Genomic DNA, 15,618 nt, shown 5'->3' on the forward strand with positions numbered 1-15,618 from the left:
CGACGTCAGCGGGTGAAGCGGGCCTCGCGCTCGTCGGAGGCGGCGAGCGCGATCCGGGTGCGGAAGTTCTGCGAGACCTGCTCGGGCAGGGCGTCGAGCGGGAACCACCGCGCCTCGGAGTTCTCGCCGTCGGCCGGATACGGCTCGCCCGACTCATAGCGGCATCGGAACACGAGGTCGATGTACTGCGTGATGTCGCCGTTGTCGTAGACGTTCTGCGGGAGCACCTGCACCTGGGCGAGACGCTCGGCGACGGCGACGACGGCCGCCTCCTCGAGGACCTCGCGCTCCGCCGCCACCGCGGGTTCCTCACCCGGGTCGATGATCCCCGTGACCGGTGTCCACGCACCGTTGTCCTGTCGCCGGACGAGCAGGACCTCGGCCTCGGGCGTCCCGAGACCGCGCAGGACGACCGCGGTCACCCCCGTCAACCAGAGGGGCGCGTGCCCGATCCGCTCGCGGAGGGCCAGTACGAAGTCAGGAGTCGCCATGCCTCGACTCTACGGGGGCTGCGGTGGGACACGAGATCGAAACACGAGTGCGGTCTACTGGGCGTATGGAACACGATCCCATCACCGTCTCGATCGAGCGACGCGTCAACCCGGCGTCGATCTCCGAGGCCACCATCTGGGTCCAGGCGGGCATCAACCTGGCGAACCGATACCCCGGCTTCCTCGGCTCCGGCTGGGTGCGCGCGGGAGCCGAGAGCGACGTCTGGTACATGCTCTACCGCTTCGCGGACGAACAGACGCTCACCGACTGGGAGGAGTCGAAGGAACGCGCCTGGTGGCTCTCGAGCGGCCGCGAGTTCATGGAGCAGTCCCGCGTCGAACGGCGCAGCGGGATCGAGGGATGGTTCGACGCACCGGACGGCATCCTTCGCGTCGAGGAGGCCGAGCTCTCCGGCGACCCGGATCCGATCCCGCCCGCACCGCCGCGCTGGAAGCAGGCGGTGAGCATCTGGTTGGGCTTCTTCCCGCTCAACCTCGTCTTCACCCTCCTCGTCACAGCGCTCGTGCCCGGTTGGGAACCGCTCGGCGTGTTCCTCCACGTGCTCATCTCGACGCTCATCCTGACGCCGATCATGACCTACTGGCTCCTGCCGCTCGTCACGAGGCTGCTGCGTCCCTGGTTGACGGCCCCGCGTCGAAGCAGGCGTACCGCAGGCTGACCCGGCGCACCCGGACGACGCCACGACGTCAGGCGTCCTCCGCCTTCGTCTGCTCCCGGAACTGGCTCGGGCTGATACCGGTGTGCGCGACGACCGCTCGACGGAGGTGCGCCTGCGAGTGGTAGCCGCAGCGGGCCGCGACCTCGGCGATCGACAGGCCTCGGTGATCGGGGTCCGAGAGGAGGGCGAGCGCGAGCTGCACCCGCCGCTCGGCGATCTCGCCCGCGGCGCTCGTTCCCGAGCCCTCGAACACCCGTTGCAGGGACCTGGTCGACATGTTGAAGCGACGCGCCAGCGTCTCCGGTCGCAGCTCCCGCTCGGCGAAGGACGCGGCGATGTGCTCGATGATCCGGAGCCGGAGCGGAACCCGTCCGGCCTCACCCTCGGCCCGGAAGAGGTCGTTCTCCGCGTAGAGCGTCGCGAGCATCGTGTCGATCACCCGGCAGAGTCTGAGCTGCGCGGCGCCGCCGATCGGCTCGAACGCGGAGATGACCTCCACGAGGAACGCGGCGCTCCCCCGCAGCAGCGGCGACGGCGCCAGCGGGCCGAGGGCGCTCGTCGGGGCGATGCCGAGGCGGCGGAGCGCACGCATCGGCACGAACACGTACAGATAGGTCGCGTGGTCGTGGATCGTCGTCCGATACGTCTCGGCGCCCTCCGTGAGCGTTCCGGTCCCGGGGAGCAGGTCGAGTTGCTGTCGGCCGTGGACCAGGCTGGCCGCACCCTCGATGAGCATCACGATCGTCGCGACCGGCTCATCGAGCCCGTAGGCGTCGGCGAGGACGTCGAACGTCCCGGGCCCGACCGTGTTGCGATGGAGGACGTACTCGCCGAGCACGACCGAGTCGACCGTCATCGAGAACCGATCGGGGTCCACGTCCACGAATCGCAGCGCGCCCGACGCCTCCTGCATCCCGGTCGTCCCCTCGAACCGTCGTGTGGTCACGCGGCCGCGCGCAGGGAACCGACCGGATAGGCCATCATCAGGTGCGGGCATCATCGGACCCTTCGAAGAGTCCATCCACCCTCGCACAGGGTTCCGTCCGAATCGAGGGGTTGCCAGCCGCATCGCACGGTGGTCGGCGATACTGGACTGATGATCTCCGCTGACCTCGCCCGAGCGCTCCGCACCGCCGGCCTGCGCTGGACCCCCGAACCCGGCGACCGCTTCACCATCGACGGCGGCGAGCTCGCCGGCGACGTGTTCACGGTCAGCGAGATGACCGTCGAGGTGCACGAGCACCCGGGTGGCCGCAGTTTCGGCTTCAACGGGACGACCGAGTGGGCGTTGGACTCCGTCGACCAGGAGGAGACGCTCTGGCTGCCGTCGGAGCACCAGCTGCGCGCTCTGCTGCGCGGCTCGTTCCGGTCGCTCGAACGCGCGGTGTCCCCGGCTGCGCCGACCGACGGCGAGCCGACGCTCGACGACGAACTCGACGTCCTCCTGTCGTTGGGCGACGCCGAGGCGTACACCGTCGTGGTCGAGCTCGGCGGCGAACTGCGACGGTTCAGCGCCGCGACGGCGCCCGACGCGTACGCGACCGCGCTGCTCGAGCTCATCCTGCGCTCGGTCGCCTGACCGCACGTCCGGAGCCGCAGCACCGCCCGCACGCTCAGCCCGCCGGCTCTGCCGGGCGCTCAGCGACCCCGGATCCGCCGGGACAGTTCGGCCGCCGCCGGATGGATCTCGCGCGCCAACCACGCCGGATCGAGCCCGGCATCGGCGTCGTAGGTGACCGCGATCGCCGCCGCCGGCCACCCCGTGTGGTCGCGGACGACCACCCCGACACTCGCGAGGCCGAGCGTCACCCCGCCTGCCTCGCGCGCATAGCCGTCCTGGGTCGTCTGTGCCAGGACCTGTCGGAGCTCCCGGTACCGCTTCGGCCCGTGGCCGGTGCGGTCGACGAACGCCGCCTGGTCGGGGAACAGGGCGCGCAGCTGGCCGGCCGGGAGCGCGGCGAGGATCGCGCAGCCGCTGGCGGTCAGGTGAGCCGGGAGGCGCACCCCGACATCGGTGACGAGGTGCGGCCGACGCGGGGCCCGCTCGTCCACGATGTACAGCACGTCACGACCGTGCAGCACGGCGAGATGCGCGCTCTCGCCCACCCGGTCGACCAGCTCGGCGAGCAGTGGGCGCCCGAGCATGCTGAGCGGCTCCTGGCGCGCGTACCCGCCGGACAGTTCGAAGGCGGCGACCCCGAGCCCGTAGCGACGGGCTTCGGGCAGGTGGACCACGAAGCCGTGCTCCTGCAGCACGCTGAGAAGGTGGTAGACCGTCGATCTCGGCAGGTCGAGTGCCGAGGCGATCGCCGCGGCCGGAAGCGGGCCGCGGGCGCCGGCGAGATGGCTCAGCACACGAAGGGTGGCGTCGGCTGCCGGGACCTGACTCACCGCTGACCTCGTCTCCGCGGCTCGGACGCGGCCGCCTGGTCGTCCATGTCTGTCATCCCAGACACGGACGACTCTACGCGCACCGCCGCGGTGGGCGCCCGGGTGTTCCATCGGAACATGGACATCCAGCCCGGCGCGACCCCGACCACCAGCGACCCGACGACCTCCGGTCGCTCGCATCCCGAACCCGCCGGCCCGACTTCGGTCTCCCTCGGCGCCGGGCCGCTGTCGATCGACGAGGTCGTCGCCGTCGCCCGACACGGCGCGCGGATCGACCTCGATGGCACGGCCCTCGACGGTGTCGCGGCCTCCCGCCGGATCATCGAGGCGCTCGCCTCCGACCCCGAGCCCCACTACGGGATCTCGACCGGGTTCGGTGCGCTCGCGACCACGTTCATCGAGCCGACGCGCCGCGCGCAGTTGCAGGCGAGTCTCGTCCGCTCGCACGCCGCCGGCAGCGGCGAGGTCGTCGAGCGGGAGGTCGTGCGTTCCCTGATGGCGCTGCGCCTCTCGACGCTCATGACGGGCCGCACCGGGGTGCGGGTGGAGACGGTCCGCGCCTACGCGGCGATGCTGAATGCCGGTATCACCCCGGTCGTGCGCGAGTACGGCTCGCTCGGCTGCTCCGGCGACCTCGCGCCCCTCGCACACTGCGCGCTGGCGGTGATGGGCGAGGGCGAGGTGACCGACGCGTCCGGTCGCACGCGCTCCGCGGCGGAGGCCCTCGCGGACGCCGGCCTCCAGCCGGTACAGCTCGCCGAGAAGGAGGGGCTCGCGCTCATCAACGGCACCGACGGCATGCTGGGGATGCTCGCGCTCGCCGTGGACGACCTGCGGATGCTCCTGCGCACCGCCGACGTCGCCGCGGCGATGAGCGTCGAGGGCCTGCTCGGCACGGACGCCGTGTTCGCCGCGGACCTGCAGGCCCTGCGCCCGCAGGCGGGTCAAGCCGAGAGCGCCGCGAACCTGCGGTTGCTGCTCGACGGCTCCCCGATCGTCGCGAGCCACCGGGGTCCCGAGTGCACCCGGGTGCAGGACGCCTACTCACTGCGCTGTGCCCCGCAGGTGCACGGTGCCGCCAGGGACACGGTCGACCACGCCGCGATGGTCGCCGAGCGTGAGCTCGCGAGTGCCGTCGACAATCCGGTGCTCACGCCGGACGGACGCGTCGAGTCGAACGGGAACTTCCACGGTGCCCCGGTCGCCTACGTGCTCGACTTCCTCGCGATCGCCGTCGCCGATGTCGCGTCCATGTCGGAGCGCCGCACCGACCGTTTCCTGGACCGGAGCCGGAGCAACGGCCTCCCGCCGTTCCTCGCACACGAGGTGGGTGTCGACTCCGGCCTCATGATCGCCCAGTACACGGCGGCCGGCATCGTGAGCGAGCTCAAACGCCTGGCGCACCCGGCGTCCGTCGACTCGATCCCGTCCTCCGCGATGCAGGAGGACCACGTCTCGATGGGTTGGGCGGCGGCGCGGAAGCTCCGGAGGGCGATCGACGGTCTCAGCCGGGTGCTGGCGATCGAGGTCATGACGGCAGCCCGGGGCCTCGACCTGCGCGGCCCGCTCGAGCCGGCCGTCGGCACGGGAGCGGTGCTCCGCCGGGTGCGTGAGCAGGTCACGGGTCCCGGTCCCGACCGGTTCCTCTCCCCCGAGATCGAGGCGGTCACCGCGCTGGTGCAGTCGGGTGGGGTCGTGCGGGCGGTCACCGGCGCGGTCGGCGATCTCCGCTGAGTCGGGCGTCACACGACGAAGCCCTCGGGCGCCGGTGACGGCGTTCCCGAGGGCTTCGTGTCGATCCGCGCGAGCCGCAGCTCAGCGACCCAGCGGCAGGTGGTCGATCACGGCCACTGCGCGCGGCGGCGCTTCGGCCGTTCGGTGCCCGATGACGCTTCGGTAGCGGGTGCCGTATCGGCATCGGACGCCGACTCAGCGGCTGGCGTCGACTCGGTGTCGGGCGTCGGCATGGACTCGGTAGCTCGCTCAGACTCAGCAGGGAGCTCGGACTCCGCCGCTGGCCCCGGCTCCAGGACCGGCTCAGGCTCAGCGACCGCATCAGCATCAGCCTGCGCGTCCGCATCAGCCTGCGCGTCCGGCTCAGGCTCCGCCGCTGGGGCGGCGTGCTCGCCGGAATGCGCGACCTCGTCCGCAGGGGCGTCGGAGACCGCGCCGGGGAGGGTGATCGCCTCGGTGCGCGGCAGCTCGTCACCCGTCGCCACATGCGCCCCGTGCACCTCGTGGGCTTCGTGGGCTTCGTGGGCTTCGTGCGCAGCCGGGCGCGTCATCGGTCGATCCACCGCCGGCTCACTCGGCGCAGCGACCTGCGTCTCGGGTGCCGCACCCGAGTCCGTGGGAACCGCATCGGCCGGTCCGGCGTCCGCGGGAACCGAATCGATCGGGGCCTCCTCCGTCGGTTCCGCACCAGCGGGAGCGGCGGCATCTGGAACCGCGTCCGCCGAAGCCGCGTCCGCCGTGGCCGACGGAACGGACGCGTCAGGCGCGGTGGCCACGGTTGCAGCACTTCCACCACCGGCGCCGACGAGGGCCGGTTCCTCAGCGGGGACCGTCGCGACCCGCGGACCCTCGATCGCGGCGACCGTGCGCGCTGTCGGCTTCGGCTCGGCTGCAACCCGCCGCTGCTCGCGACGCTCGCGGAACCCCTCGACGAGGTTGTAGAGGGACGGCAGGACGACGAGCGTCAGCACGGTGGACGAAACAAGCCCGCCGATCACGATGATCGCGAGCGGCTGCGAGATGAACCCGCCGTGCCCGGTGACACCGAGCGCCATCGGGGTGAGCGCGAAGATCGTCGCGAGTGCCGTCATGAGGATCGGGCGGAGTCTGCGTGCCGCGCCGTGCTCGACCGCCTCGACCACCGTCATGCCGCGTCGCCGGTATTGGTTCACGAGGTCGACCAGGACGATCGCGTTCGTCACGACGATACCGATCAGCATCAACGCGCCGATGATGGACGGGACACCGAGCGGCACGCCGGTGATCACCTGGAGGCCGATCGCACCGGTGGCGGCGAACGGCACCGACACCAGGAGTTCGAGCGGCTGCCGCAGCGAACGGAACGTCGCGACCATGATGACGTACACGATGAGGATCGCGGCGAGGAGCGCGAGGCCCAACTGGCCGAAGGCGTCGCTCTGCGATGCCGTGACACCCCCGAGTGTCGCCGTGGTGCCGGCGGGCAGCTTGACGTCGTCGATCGCCGTCTGCACCTCGGCGCTGGCGGTGCCGAGGTTGTCGCTGCCCGGAGTCGCGCTGATCGTGGCCGAGCGAAGCCCCTTGACGGTCGAGATCGTCGCGGGTCCGTCGACCTGCGAGACCGTCGCGAGAGCGTCGAGGCGTTTCGGGCCGGTGGCGGTGGGGATCTCCGTCGCCGCGAGGGCGTCGACGGTGGTCGGTGGGTCCTGGGCGTCGACGTAGATGGTGAGCGTGGTGTCGTCGATGACGATGGAGCCCACCGTCGTCGGCTGCATGAGCTGCGAGACGTACGCCCCGAGCGCGACCTCGCTGAACCCTGCAGCGGCAGCGGCGTCGCGGTCGACGGCCACCTGGACGTAGGGTCGCGATTCGCTGAGGTTGCTCGTGACCTGGTCGATGCCGTCGAGGCCGGTGACGGCCTGCTGGATCGCGTCGGCGGCCTCCGCGAGGTCGCTCTGCCGTGCGGAGGTGATGTCGATCTCGATGTCGCTCGACCCACCGAAGCCCGCGGACGCGGCGACCTCGATCTCGCCGACGTCGTCGAGGCCGGACAGGTCCTTGCGGACCGTCTTCTGGAGTGCCGTCTGGTCGGCGTCTTCGCTGGTCGTGATCGAGTAGGTGATGGCTCCACCGCCGCCGCCCGAGAACGCGTCGCGCAGGGAGCTTCCGCTCGACCCGATCGAGAGCTGGACGGTGTCGATGCCGTCGATGTCGCGCAGCTTCGTCTCGACCTGCTTCGCCGCCGCGTCCTGGGCGTCGAGGCTCGTGCCGACCGGCAGGGTCTGCGTGACCGTCAGCGTGTTCTGGCCCGAGTCGCCGAGGAAGTTCGTCTTCATCGAGGGGATCAGCGCGATCGTGCCGCCGAGCACGAGCAGCGACAAGAGCAGGGTGACGGCCGAGTGCTTCAGCGTCCAGTGGATGATCGGGAGGTACGCCCGCTGGAGCCTCGACGGCTTCGCGAGGTCGTCCTCGTCCTGCACGCTGACTCGGCGTTCCCGTCGGCTCCGCACTGGCTCGGCGTTCGCGTCGGCCGACGCCTCCTCTGCTGCGGCAGCGGCCGCGAGCCGCTGCGCCTTCGGAGCCCGCAGGAACCAGTAGGCGAGCACCGGCACGATGGTGAGCGCGACGAGGAGCGACGCGAGCAGCGCGATCGTGACGGTGAGGGCGAAGGGTCGGAAGAGTTCGCCGGTGACGTCGCCGACGAAGGCAATGGGCAGGAACACGGCCACGGTGGTGACGGTCGACGCGGTGATGGCTCCGGCGACCTCCTGGACGGCGCTCAGGATCGATCCGGCGCGCTGCGCGCCCGTGCGGTTGTCGCCGAACGAGAGGTGCCGCTTGATGTTCTCGATGACGACGATGGAGTCGTCGACCACGCGCCCGATGGCGATCGTCAACGCACCCAGCGTGAGGATGTTGAGCGAGTACTCGGCCACCTGGAGACCGATGAAGGTGATGAGCACCGAGGTCGGGATGGAGATGGCGGTCACGATCGTCGCGCGGACGTCGAGCAGGAAGACGAGGATGATGAGGACCGCGAAGACCAGACCGAGGAGCCCCTCCGTCGTCAGTGACTCGATCGACTGCTCGATGTAGGGCGCCTGATCGAAGACGACGGTGAGCTTGGCATCGGACCCGATGGTGCGCTCGAGCTCGGGGAGGATGTCGCGCACGCCCTGCGAGACCTCGACGGTGTTCGCCGCGGGCAGCTTCGTGACGGCGATGGTGAGCGCCGGCTCGCCGTCGACGCGCGAGATCGACGTGATCGGGTCGTCGCTCAGGGCGACCGTCGCGACGTCGCCGATGGTCAGGACGGAGCCGTCGGCGGCGAAGGCGCCCGTGATCGGCAGGGCGGCGATGTCGGCGACCGAGGTGAGCTTCGTGCCCGTCTGCACGGAGAACGTCTTGTCGCCTTCGGTGATGTCGCCCGCGGGCTGCAGGGAGCCGTTCTGCTGCAGTGTCGTACCGATGACCCGGCTGGTCTGCCCCGCGAGGGCCAGTTTGGCGTCGTCGGGGGTGATCGTGACCCGCTTGCCCACCTCGCCGACGATCGCCGCGTCGCGGACGCCGTCGACGTCCTTGATGTCGGGGACCACGGAGCTCGAGAGCACCTCGGCCAGGGAGTCCTGGTCGGCCGCGCCGGACACGGCGATCTGGATGACCGGGAGGTCGTCGATGCTGCCGCTGACCACCTGCGGGTCGACGGTGTCGGGCAGGGTCGACTTGATGCGGTTGATCGCCTGGGTGATCTTCTGCTCGGCGGTGGCGAGGTCCGTGCCGTAGGTGAAGGTCGCGCTGATGAGGCTCGAGTTCGTGCTCGACGTCGCCGAGGTGGACTCGATACCGGGCACGCCCTGGATCGCGGTCTCGATCGGGGTCGAGACGTCGTCGTTGACGACCTCGGGTGCCGCACCCGGGTAGCTCGTGATGATCGCGAGCTGCGGGAACTGGACCGACGGGATGAGCTCCTGCTTGAGGCCGCCCACCGCCAGGACGCCGAACACGGCGGCCACGATGGTGACGAGCGCGATCAACGCGCGGTTCTTCATGCTGAGGACGGAGAGCAGGTGCACGGAGCCGCTTTCGGTTGATGCGAGAGGTGCCGACTCTGCAAGTATGTCACCGCGCACCCGCCCGACGGCGGTCTCGGGCGAGGGGGTGGACACCACCCGGGCATCAACTGCCTGTGGAGCAGCGTCCGGCCCTCAGCACTCCAGGTCAGACGACGTCTTCGAGGTAGTCCAGGGCCGGCACGTGCCCGAACATCGCGGAGTGCCACGTCTGCGTCAGCAGCTCGACCGCCTGCTCCGTCTGGGCCCACGGATAGCTGATCGGGATGCGCAGGTAGCGCTCGAACGCACCGTCGATGCCGAACCGCGGCCCCGCGACGATCACGAGCCCGTGACTCCGCGCCGCGAGCGAGAGCTGCGATGACGCTGCTTCGCCGAGGTTCACCCAGGTGGCGATCCCACCGTCGACCCGCGGCACGGTCCACTCGGGGAGGCGGTCGGCCAGGAGGTCGACGAGCCGGTCGCGGGTCTCGCCGAGCGCGACCCCGCGCCGGGCGACGATGCCGTCCATCGCCGGCATCAACTGCTGGACGGTCAGCTGGTCGAGGATCGGCGTGCCGAGGTCGCCCAGCGAGCGTGCCGAGACGAGCTTCCTGATCGTGCCGCGCTCGGCCCGGATCCACCCGATGCGGAGCCCGCCCCAGATCGTCTTGCCCACCGAACCGATCGTGATGATCGACGCCGGCGCACCCTCGAGAGCGGCGAACGGCGTGCCGTCGAGCCCCTGGTCCGTCGGCCGGTCGATATCGAGTTCCGCCGTGGTCTCGTCGATCACGAGCACCGTCCCGTGCCGCTCGGCGGCTGCGGCGACCCGTCGGCGGGTCTCGAGCGGCATCGACGCCCCGGTCGGGTTGTGGAAGTCCGGCATGAGGTACGCCATCGCGGGGCTCGTGCGCTCGAACCACTGCTCGAGTTCGCGGACGTCCCAGCCGGTCTCCGAGGAGACGGTCGCCGCGCCGAGCCTGGCCCCGGCCGCCCGGAGTGCCTCGTAGGCGTGGGGATAGCTCGGCATCTCGACGAGGACGCGGTCACCTCGGCTGAGCAGGGTGCGCGCGATGAGGGCGATCGCGTGCTGAGCCCCCACGGTCACCATGATCTCGTCGGGGTCGGTGGGCAGCCCGCGCGCGGTGTAGCGGTCGGCGATGGCCTGCCGCAGCTCGGGCATGCCGACCAGGTCGTAGTCGAAGTCGTGCATGTACCGCGGCAGTTCTGCGCCGGCGGTGGACACGGCGTCGATGATCTCCGGGCACGGCGGGACGGCCGCCTTGCTGAAGTCGAGGAACCCGCCCTGTGGCACTGGTGCCAGCGCAGTGGGTGCCGACGGCAGGAGGGTGACGCTGCCAGAACCGCGGATGCTGCGGAGGTAGCCCGCCTCGCGCAGTTCGCGGTACGCCGCAGTGACCGTGGTGCGGCTCAGCGCGAGCCGATCGGCCAGTTCCCGCTCGGCCGGCAGACGGGTGCCGACCGGGATGCGTCCGTCGAGGACGAGGAGTCGGATGCGGTCGGCGAGACCGCGGTATGCGGGCGCAGCGGTCTTCCACTGCCCGAGCAGGGCGGCGAGCGATCGGGCACTCAGGGTGATGGAAGCCATTGAACCACGATACCCGGATTGGCCTCTAGCGCCAAAGCCAATCGTGCAATTGGATTGTCCACCATGACCCGTCGTGTGCTCCAACTCCTCATCGGCCTCTTCCTGTACGGCATCGCCATCGCGATGATCGTGCGCGGTGCCGTCGGGGTCGCCCCGTGGGACGTCCTCACTCAGGGACTGAACCTGCGGACGGGCCTGAGCTTCGGACTCATCACGATCATCGTCGGCGGGCTCGTGCTCCTCGCCTGGATCCCCCTCAAGCAGCGGCCGGGTGTCGGCACCGTCCTGAACGTCCTCCTCGTGGGGCCCTCGGCCGACATCGGGCTGGCGTTCATCCCCGCGGACCTCGACCTGTGGGCGCGCATCCTGCTGTTCGCCGGCGGACTGCTCCTCCTCGGCGTCGCCTCCGGCCTCTACATCGGCGGCAACTTCGGCCCCGGCCCGCGGGACGGCCTCATGACCGGCATCCACCGTGTCACCGGGTGGCCGATCTGGGTCGGGCGCACGGGTGTGGAGCTCGTCGTCCTCGGCATCGGGTGGCTGCTCGGCGGGAACGTCGGCATCGGAACGGTGGTCTTCGCCGTGCTCATCGGCCCCATCTGCGGCTACACGATCCCGTTGTTCCGGATCGCTCCGCGGACGGAGCGATCAACCACCGCCGTGGACGAGGCGGTGCTGGAGGGCGACACCCCGCCGTCGAAGCCGATCGTCGACTCCCCGGCCAACTGAGCACCCTTCGACAGGCTGAGGGACCGGGTTGTCCGGTCCCTCAGCCTGTCGACGTGCCGATGCCTCAGGGCTTCGCCACCGCCACTGCGCCCGTGTGGTCGTCGACGCTCATCGTCGCCTCGTCGAACCGCGAGCGACCGGAGAGGACCTCGCCGACCTGCACCCGGTCGACCTCCTTCACCCACGTGCCGATGATGATCGTGGCGACCGCGTTGCCGGTGAAGTTCGTGAGCGCACGCGCCTCCGACATGAAGCGGTCGATGCCGACGATGAGGCCGACCCCGTCGACGAGGTCGGGTCGGTTGGCCTGCAGGCCGCCGGCGAGGGTCGCGAGACCGGCGCCGGTGACGCCCGCGGCGCCCTTCGACGCGATGATCATGAACACGAGGAGCGAGATCTGCTCCCCGAGGTTCATCGGGACACCCATGACGTCGGCGATGAAGATCGACGCCATGGTGAGGTAGATCGCGGTGCCGTCGAGGTTGAAGGAGTAGCCCGTCGGGACGGTGATGCCGACGACCGGCTTGGAGACACCGAGGTGCTCCATCTTCGCGATGAGTCGCGGCAGCGCAGCCTCGGAGGAGGAGGTGCCGACGATCAGGAGGTACTCACGGCCGAGGTACTTCATGAGCTTGAAGATGTTGAAGCCCGTGGCGAGGCGCAGGACCCCGCCGAGCACGATGACGATGAACAACGCACAGGTGATGTAGAACGCGATCATGAGCGTGGCGAGCCCGACGAGCGCGCTCGCACCGGCGGACCCGGTCACCGCGGCGATCGCTCCGAAGGCGCCGACGGGGGCGATCCACATGATCATCGCGAGCACCCGGAACACGAGCGCCTGGATGAGCTTGACACCGCGCAGGATCGGTTCACCCGTCGCGCCCATCTTCTGCAGGCCGAAGCCGACGAGCAGGGCGACGAAGAGGACCTGCAGGATGTTGCCGCCGGTCAGCGATGACACGAGCGTCGTGGGGATGATGCCGAGGATGAACTCGGTCGTGCTCTTGGCCTCCCCCTCCACCGGATAGCTCGTCTCGGCGAGGTTCAAGCCGGCGCCCGGCTGGATGAGGTTGCCGACGACGAGGCCGATCGCGAGCGCGAAGGTCGACATCACGATGAAGTACAGCAGCGCGAGCCCGCCGACCTTGCCGACGGTCGCGGCCTTCGCGATCGACCCGACGCCGATCACGATGGTGCAGAAGATGACCGGGGCGATCATCATCTTGATCAGCGCCACGAAGGCGTCGCCGATGGGTTTGAGTCCCTTCGCGAACTCCGGGGCGGCGAGGCCGACGACGATGCCGGCGAGCACCGCGACGATCACCGCGAGGTAGAGGTAGTGGGTCTTGTCCAGCCGTTTCAGGGAGGAGAGCGTCATTGCCATTCCGGATCCGTTTCGTCGGCCGCGTCAGTGCGGCAGCGGGTGGTCGATCGACCCATGCTGCGACCACGTCGGCGGATCGGCCGGGTTGTGGTCGTAGTGGCCGCTTGTGGTCGTACTGGTCGCGGTCGGCGACGCCTGAGGCCCTCGTCACCCCCGATACTTGAGGGGTCGACGCGACGGAGCAGACGGAGGTGACGCGATGGCCGGTCGGTCCAGGAGCATCGCCTCGCGGCTCTTCCTCGTTCAGCTCGTCGCGGTCGTCGCGATGACACTCGTCGCCGGTGTCCTGCTCTGGTTCCAGGCCCGTACCGAGACCGAGGACCGCGCGGTCGCGAAGTGCCTCGACGTCGCGAACGGCGTCGCGGACAACCCCTACGTCGTCGCGCAGCTCGGCTCGGAACGCCCGTCGGACGCGCTCCAGCCGTACGCCGAGGCGCTCATGCGCGACACCGGCGTCGACTTCGTGACGATCATGGCTCCGGACCGCACCCGGTACACGCACCGTGAGCGCGACCAGATCGGCAAGCCGTTCATCGGCACGATCGGACCGGCGCTCGAGGGAGGGACCTTCACCGAGACGTACACGGGCACGCTCGGCCCCTCGGTCCGCGCCGTCGCACCGATCCGTGACGGCGCCGGCGAGGTCGTCGCCCTCGTCGCCGCGGGGGTCACGGTCAGCAACGTGTCGGAGACCTTCGAGACCCGGGTGCCGTGGTTGCTCGGGACGGCCCTGCTCGTGCTCGTCGTCGGCGCGATCGGCTCCTGGACGCTCCGCCGCTACCTCGCGCGGGTCACCGGGTCGCGCGGACCTGAGGACCTCGCCAGGATGTTCGACTACTACGAATCGGTGCTCCACTCGGTGCGCGAGGGGCTCGTCCTCGTGGACCGACACCGGCGTCTCGTGCTCGTCAACGACCAGGCGGCCGAACTGCTCGGGCTGCCGCTCGGTGAGCGTTCCCCGGGCGCGGTGCCGGTCGACGAGCTGCCGATCGACGCCGGCCTGCGGGAGCTCCTCGCGAGCGGGCGTCAGGCCGTCGACGAGATCCACCTCACACGCGAGCACGTGCTCGTCGTGAACCAGGAGTCGGCGGTCGGTCCGGGCGAGACGGCGGGCCCGCACCCGCGGGGCTGGGTGATGACGCTGCGCGACCACACCGAGCTCGAACACCTGAGCGGCGAACTGGCGTCCATGCGGACGATGAGCGACGCCCTGCGCTCGCAGACCCACGAGTTCGCGAACCGGCTGCACACGATCGTCTCGCTCATCGAGCTCGACCGGCGGGAGGAGGCGCTCGACCTCGCGGCGCAGGGACTCGGGGCCAGTCAGCGGTTGACCGACCGCGTGCTCGCGGCGGAGCACGAGCCGGTGATCTCGGCCCTGCTGCTCGGCAAGACGGCGCAGGCGGCCGAGCAAGGGGTTGAGCTGCACCTCGAGAGCGACCCGGCGCTCGGACGCGTGCGCGTCGACCCGGCCGTGATCGTCACCATCCTCGGCAACCTCATCGACAATGCGATCGACGCGGCGGCCGGCGATCGCCCCTGGGTGGAGGTCTACCTCGGACAAGGGCTGCCGCACGAGCTCGGCGCCGGGCGGTCCGCCGACGCCGAGACGACGGAGCTCGTGATCCAGGTGACCGACAGCGGACCGGGCCTGCCCACGGAGGCGCTCGACGTCGCGTTCGTGCGCGGCTGGTCGACGAAGGAGCCCGGCCGGTACGGTCGGGGGTTCGGTCTCGCGCTGGTCCAGCAGGCCGTGACACGGCTCGATGGCACGATCGAGGTCGTCCGCGAGCCGTCCTCGGCGTTCGTCGTGACGCTGCCGGCCGCGGTCGGGGTCCGGGACGAGGCAGGCACATGAGCGGGCACATCCGGGTCCTGGTCGTCGAGGACGAACCGATCGCCCAGCAGGCCCACGCGTCCTACCTGCGCCGCGTGGAGGGCTTCGAGCTCGCCGGTGTGGCGGGCGATGCGGCCACCGCGATGCAGGCGCTTCGGGCCACTGCGGCCGGTCGCTCCCCCGACGACCGGATCGACCTCGTCCTGCTCGACCTCAACCTGCCGGACGCGCACGGTCTCGAGCTGTGCCGACGCATCCGGACGGCGGGTATCGACGTCGACGTCATCGCCATCACCGCGGCCCGTGATCTCCGGATCGTCCGGGCGGCGGTCTCGGCGGGCATCGTCCAATACCTCATCAAGCCGTTCGCGTTCCCCGCGTTCGCCGACAAGCTGGAGGCGTACCGCTCCTTCCGGCACACGATGTCGGCGGAGGGCTCGGTCGCGAGCCAACACGAGGTGGACCTCACCCTCGCCACGCTGCGAGCGCCGTCCTCCCGTCCGCAGTTGGCGAAGGGCCTCTCGGAGGACACCCTGCGTCTGGTCTCGGACCTCCTCCGGCAGGCGGCCGGACCGCTCTCGGCGAGCGAGGCGGCGGCCGCCGGGTCCCTGTCGCGGGTGACGGCGAGGCGTTACCTCGAGTACCTCGCCGAGACGGGCGCCGTCGAGCGCTCGCCGCGCTACGGCACGCCTGGGCGCCCGGAGCTCGAGTACCGCTGGCGGTGAGCGG

Annotated in this window: 11 protein-coding genes and 1 pseudogene; 6 read left to right on the plus strand and 6 right to left on the minus strand. The window is 70.6% G+C overall.

The genetic code is table 11. From position 1 onward, the window contains the following. Window positions 1-5 precede the first annotated feature (5 nt). Window positions 6-491 (minus strand): NUDIX domain-containing protein, encoded by a 486-nt coding sequence (locus RWN05_RS13565; protein ID WP_071262396.1) that lies wholly within the window; start codon window positions 489-491, stop codon window positions 6-8. Between the two features lie 65 nt (window positions 492-556). Between RWN05_RS13565 and RWN05_RS13570 the strand changes: the two genes are divergently transcribed. Further along, the gene (locus RWN05_RS13570) at window positions 557-1,171 is read left to right on the plus strand and encodes a hypothetical protein (protein ID WP_064294232.1); all 615 of its coding nucleotides are present in this window, start codon (window positions 557-559) and stop codon (window positions 1,169-1,171) included. Between the two features lie 28 nt (window positions 1,172-1,199). Here the strand turns inward: RWN05_RS13570 and RWN05_RS13575 are convergent, their stop codons facing one another. Further along, on the minus strand, window positions 1,200-2,117 hold the full coding sequence (locus tag RWN05_RS13575; RefSeq protein WP_314139895.1) for an AraC family transcriptional regulator: 918 nt from the start codon (window positions 2,115-2,117) through the stop codon (window positions 1,200-1,202). A gap of 150 nt (window positions 2,118-2,267) precedes the next feature. Between RWN05_RS13575 and RWN05_RS13580 the strand changes: the two genes are divergently transcribed. Then, on the plus strand, window positions 2,268-2,750 hold the full coding sequence (locus tag RWN05_RS13580; RefSeq protein ID WP_064294230.1) for a hypothetical protein: 483 nt from the start codon (window positions 2,268-2,270) through the stop codon (window positions 2,748-2,750). Window positions 2,751-2,809: 59 nt separating this feature from the next. On the opposite strand, the gene RWN05_RS13585 is transcribed toward RWN05_RS13580, so the two are convergent. Continuing rightward, on the minus strand, window positions 2,810-3,562 hold the full coding sequence (locus RWN05_RS13585) for an IclR family transcriptional regulator (protein ID WP_079705092.1): 753 nt from the start codon (window positions 3,560-3,562) through the stop codon (window positions 2,810-2,812). 117 nt (window positions 3,563-3,679) lie between these two features. Between RWN05_RS13585 and hutH the strand changes: the two genes are divergently transcribed. Next, the gene (hutH, locus tag RWN05_RS13590; protein WP_314139898.1) at window positions 3,680-5,296 is read left to right on the plus strand and encodes a histidine ammonia-lyase; all 1,617 of its coding nucleotides are present in this window, start codon (window positions 3,680-3,682) and stop codon (window positions 5,294-5,296) included. An 887-nt stretch (window positions 5,297-6,183) separates the two neighbouring features. On the opposite strand, the pseudogene RWN05_RS13595 reads toward hutH, so the two are convergent. Continuing rightward, window positions 6,184-9,348: pseudogene (locus tag RWN05_RS13595) on the minus strand (efflux RND transporter permease subunit); the annotation flags it as partial. 145 nt (window positions 9,349-9,493) lie between these two features. Next, on the minus strand, window positions 9,494-10,936 hold the full coding sequence (locus RWN05_RS13600) for a PLP-dependent aminotransferase family protein (protein ID WP_314139899.1): 1,443 nt from the start codon (window positions 10,934-10,936) through the stop codon (window positions 9,494-9,496). Between the two features lie 63 nt (window positions 10,937-10,999). Here RWN05_RS13600 and RWN05_RS13605 point away from each other — a divergent pair, with 63 nt between their 5' ends. Beyond that, window positions 11,000-11,665: a YitT family protein gene (locus RWN05_RS13605; RefSeq protein ID WP_229939382.1), complete on the plus strand. Its 666-nt coding sequence runs from the start codon at window positions 11,000-11,002 to the stop codon at window positions 11,663-11,665. Window positions 11,666-11,729: 64 nt separating this feature from the next. Here the strand turns inward: RWN05_RS13605 and RWN05_RS13610 are convergent, their stop codons facing one another. Beyond that, window positions 11,730-13,052: a cation:dicarboxylate symporter family transporter gene (locus RWN05_RS13610; RefSeq protein ID WP_079001479.1), complete on the minus strand. Its 1,323-nt coding sequence runs from the start codon at window positions 13,050-13,052 to the stop codon at window positions 11,730-11,732. 199 nt (window positions 13,053-13,251) lie between these two features. Between RWN05_RS13610 and RWN05_RS13615 the strand changes: the two genes are divergently transcribed. Together RWN05_RS13615 and RWN05_RS13620 are read left to right on the plus strand one after the other, a co-directional pair. Next, a complete protein-coding gene (locus RWN05_RS13615; RefSeq protein WP_314139903.1) occupies window positions 13,252-14,910 on the plus strand; it encodes a sensor histidine kinase in 1,659 nt (552 codons plus the stop codon). Continuing rightward, on the plus strand, window positions 14,907-15,614 hold the full coding sequence (locus RWN05_RS13620; protein ID WP_175116380.1) for a response regulator: 708 nt from the start codon (window positions 14,907-14,909) through the stop codon (window positions 15,612-15,614). Before RWN05_RS13615 ends, RWN05_RS13620 begins: the two co-directional genes overlap by 4 nt. The last annotated feature ends 4 nt before the right edge of the window (window positions 15,615-15,618 follow it).

Origin of the sequence: uncultured Plantibacter sp. (assembly GCF_963518075.1) — a bacterium.
Classification (GTDB): domain Bacteria; phylum Actinomycetota; class Actinomycetes; order Actinomycetales; family Microbacteriaceae; genus Plantibacter; species Plantibacter flavus_A.

Coding starts and splice junctions, on each gene's coding strand:
- RWN05_RS13565 (WP_071262396.1), bottom strand. CDS start 491: ATGGCGACTCCTGACTTCGTACTGGCCCTCCGCGAGCGGATCGGGCAC.
- RWN05_RS13570 (WP_064294232.1), top strand. CDS start 557: ATGGAACACGATCCCATCACCGTCTCGATCGAGCGACGCGTCAACCCG.
- RWN05_RS13580 (WP_064294230.1), top strand. CDS start 2,268: ATGATCTCCGCTGACCTCGCCCGAGCGCTCCGCACCGCCGGCCTGCGC.
- hutH (WP_314139898.1), top strand. CDS start 3,680: ATGGACATCCAGCCCGGCGCGACCCCGACCACCAGCGACCCGACGACC.
- RWN05_RS13600 (WP_314139899.1), bottom strand. CDS start 10,936: ATGGCTTCCATCACCCTGAGTGCCCGATCGCTCGCCGCCCTGCTCGGG.
- RWN05_RS13605 (WP_229939382.1), top strand. CDS start 11,000: ATGACCCGTCGTGTGCTCCAACTCCTCATCGGCCTCTTCCTGTACGGC.
- RWN05_RS13610 (WP_079001479.1), bottom strand. CDS start 13,052: ATGGCAATGACGCTCTCCTCCCTGAAACGGCTGGACAAGACCCACTAC.
- RWN05_RS13615 (WP_314139903.1), top strand. CDS start 13,252: ATGGCCGGTCGGTCCAGGAGCATCGCCTCGCGGCTCTTCCTCGTTCAG.
- RWN05_RS13620 (WP_175116380.1), top strand. CDS start 14,907: ATGAGCGGGCACATCCGGGTCCTGGTCGTCGAGGACGAACCGATCGCC.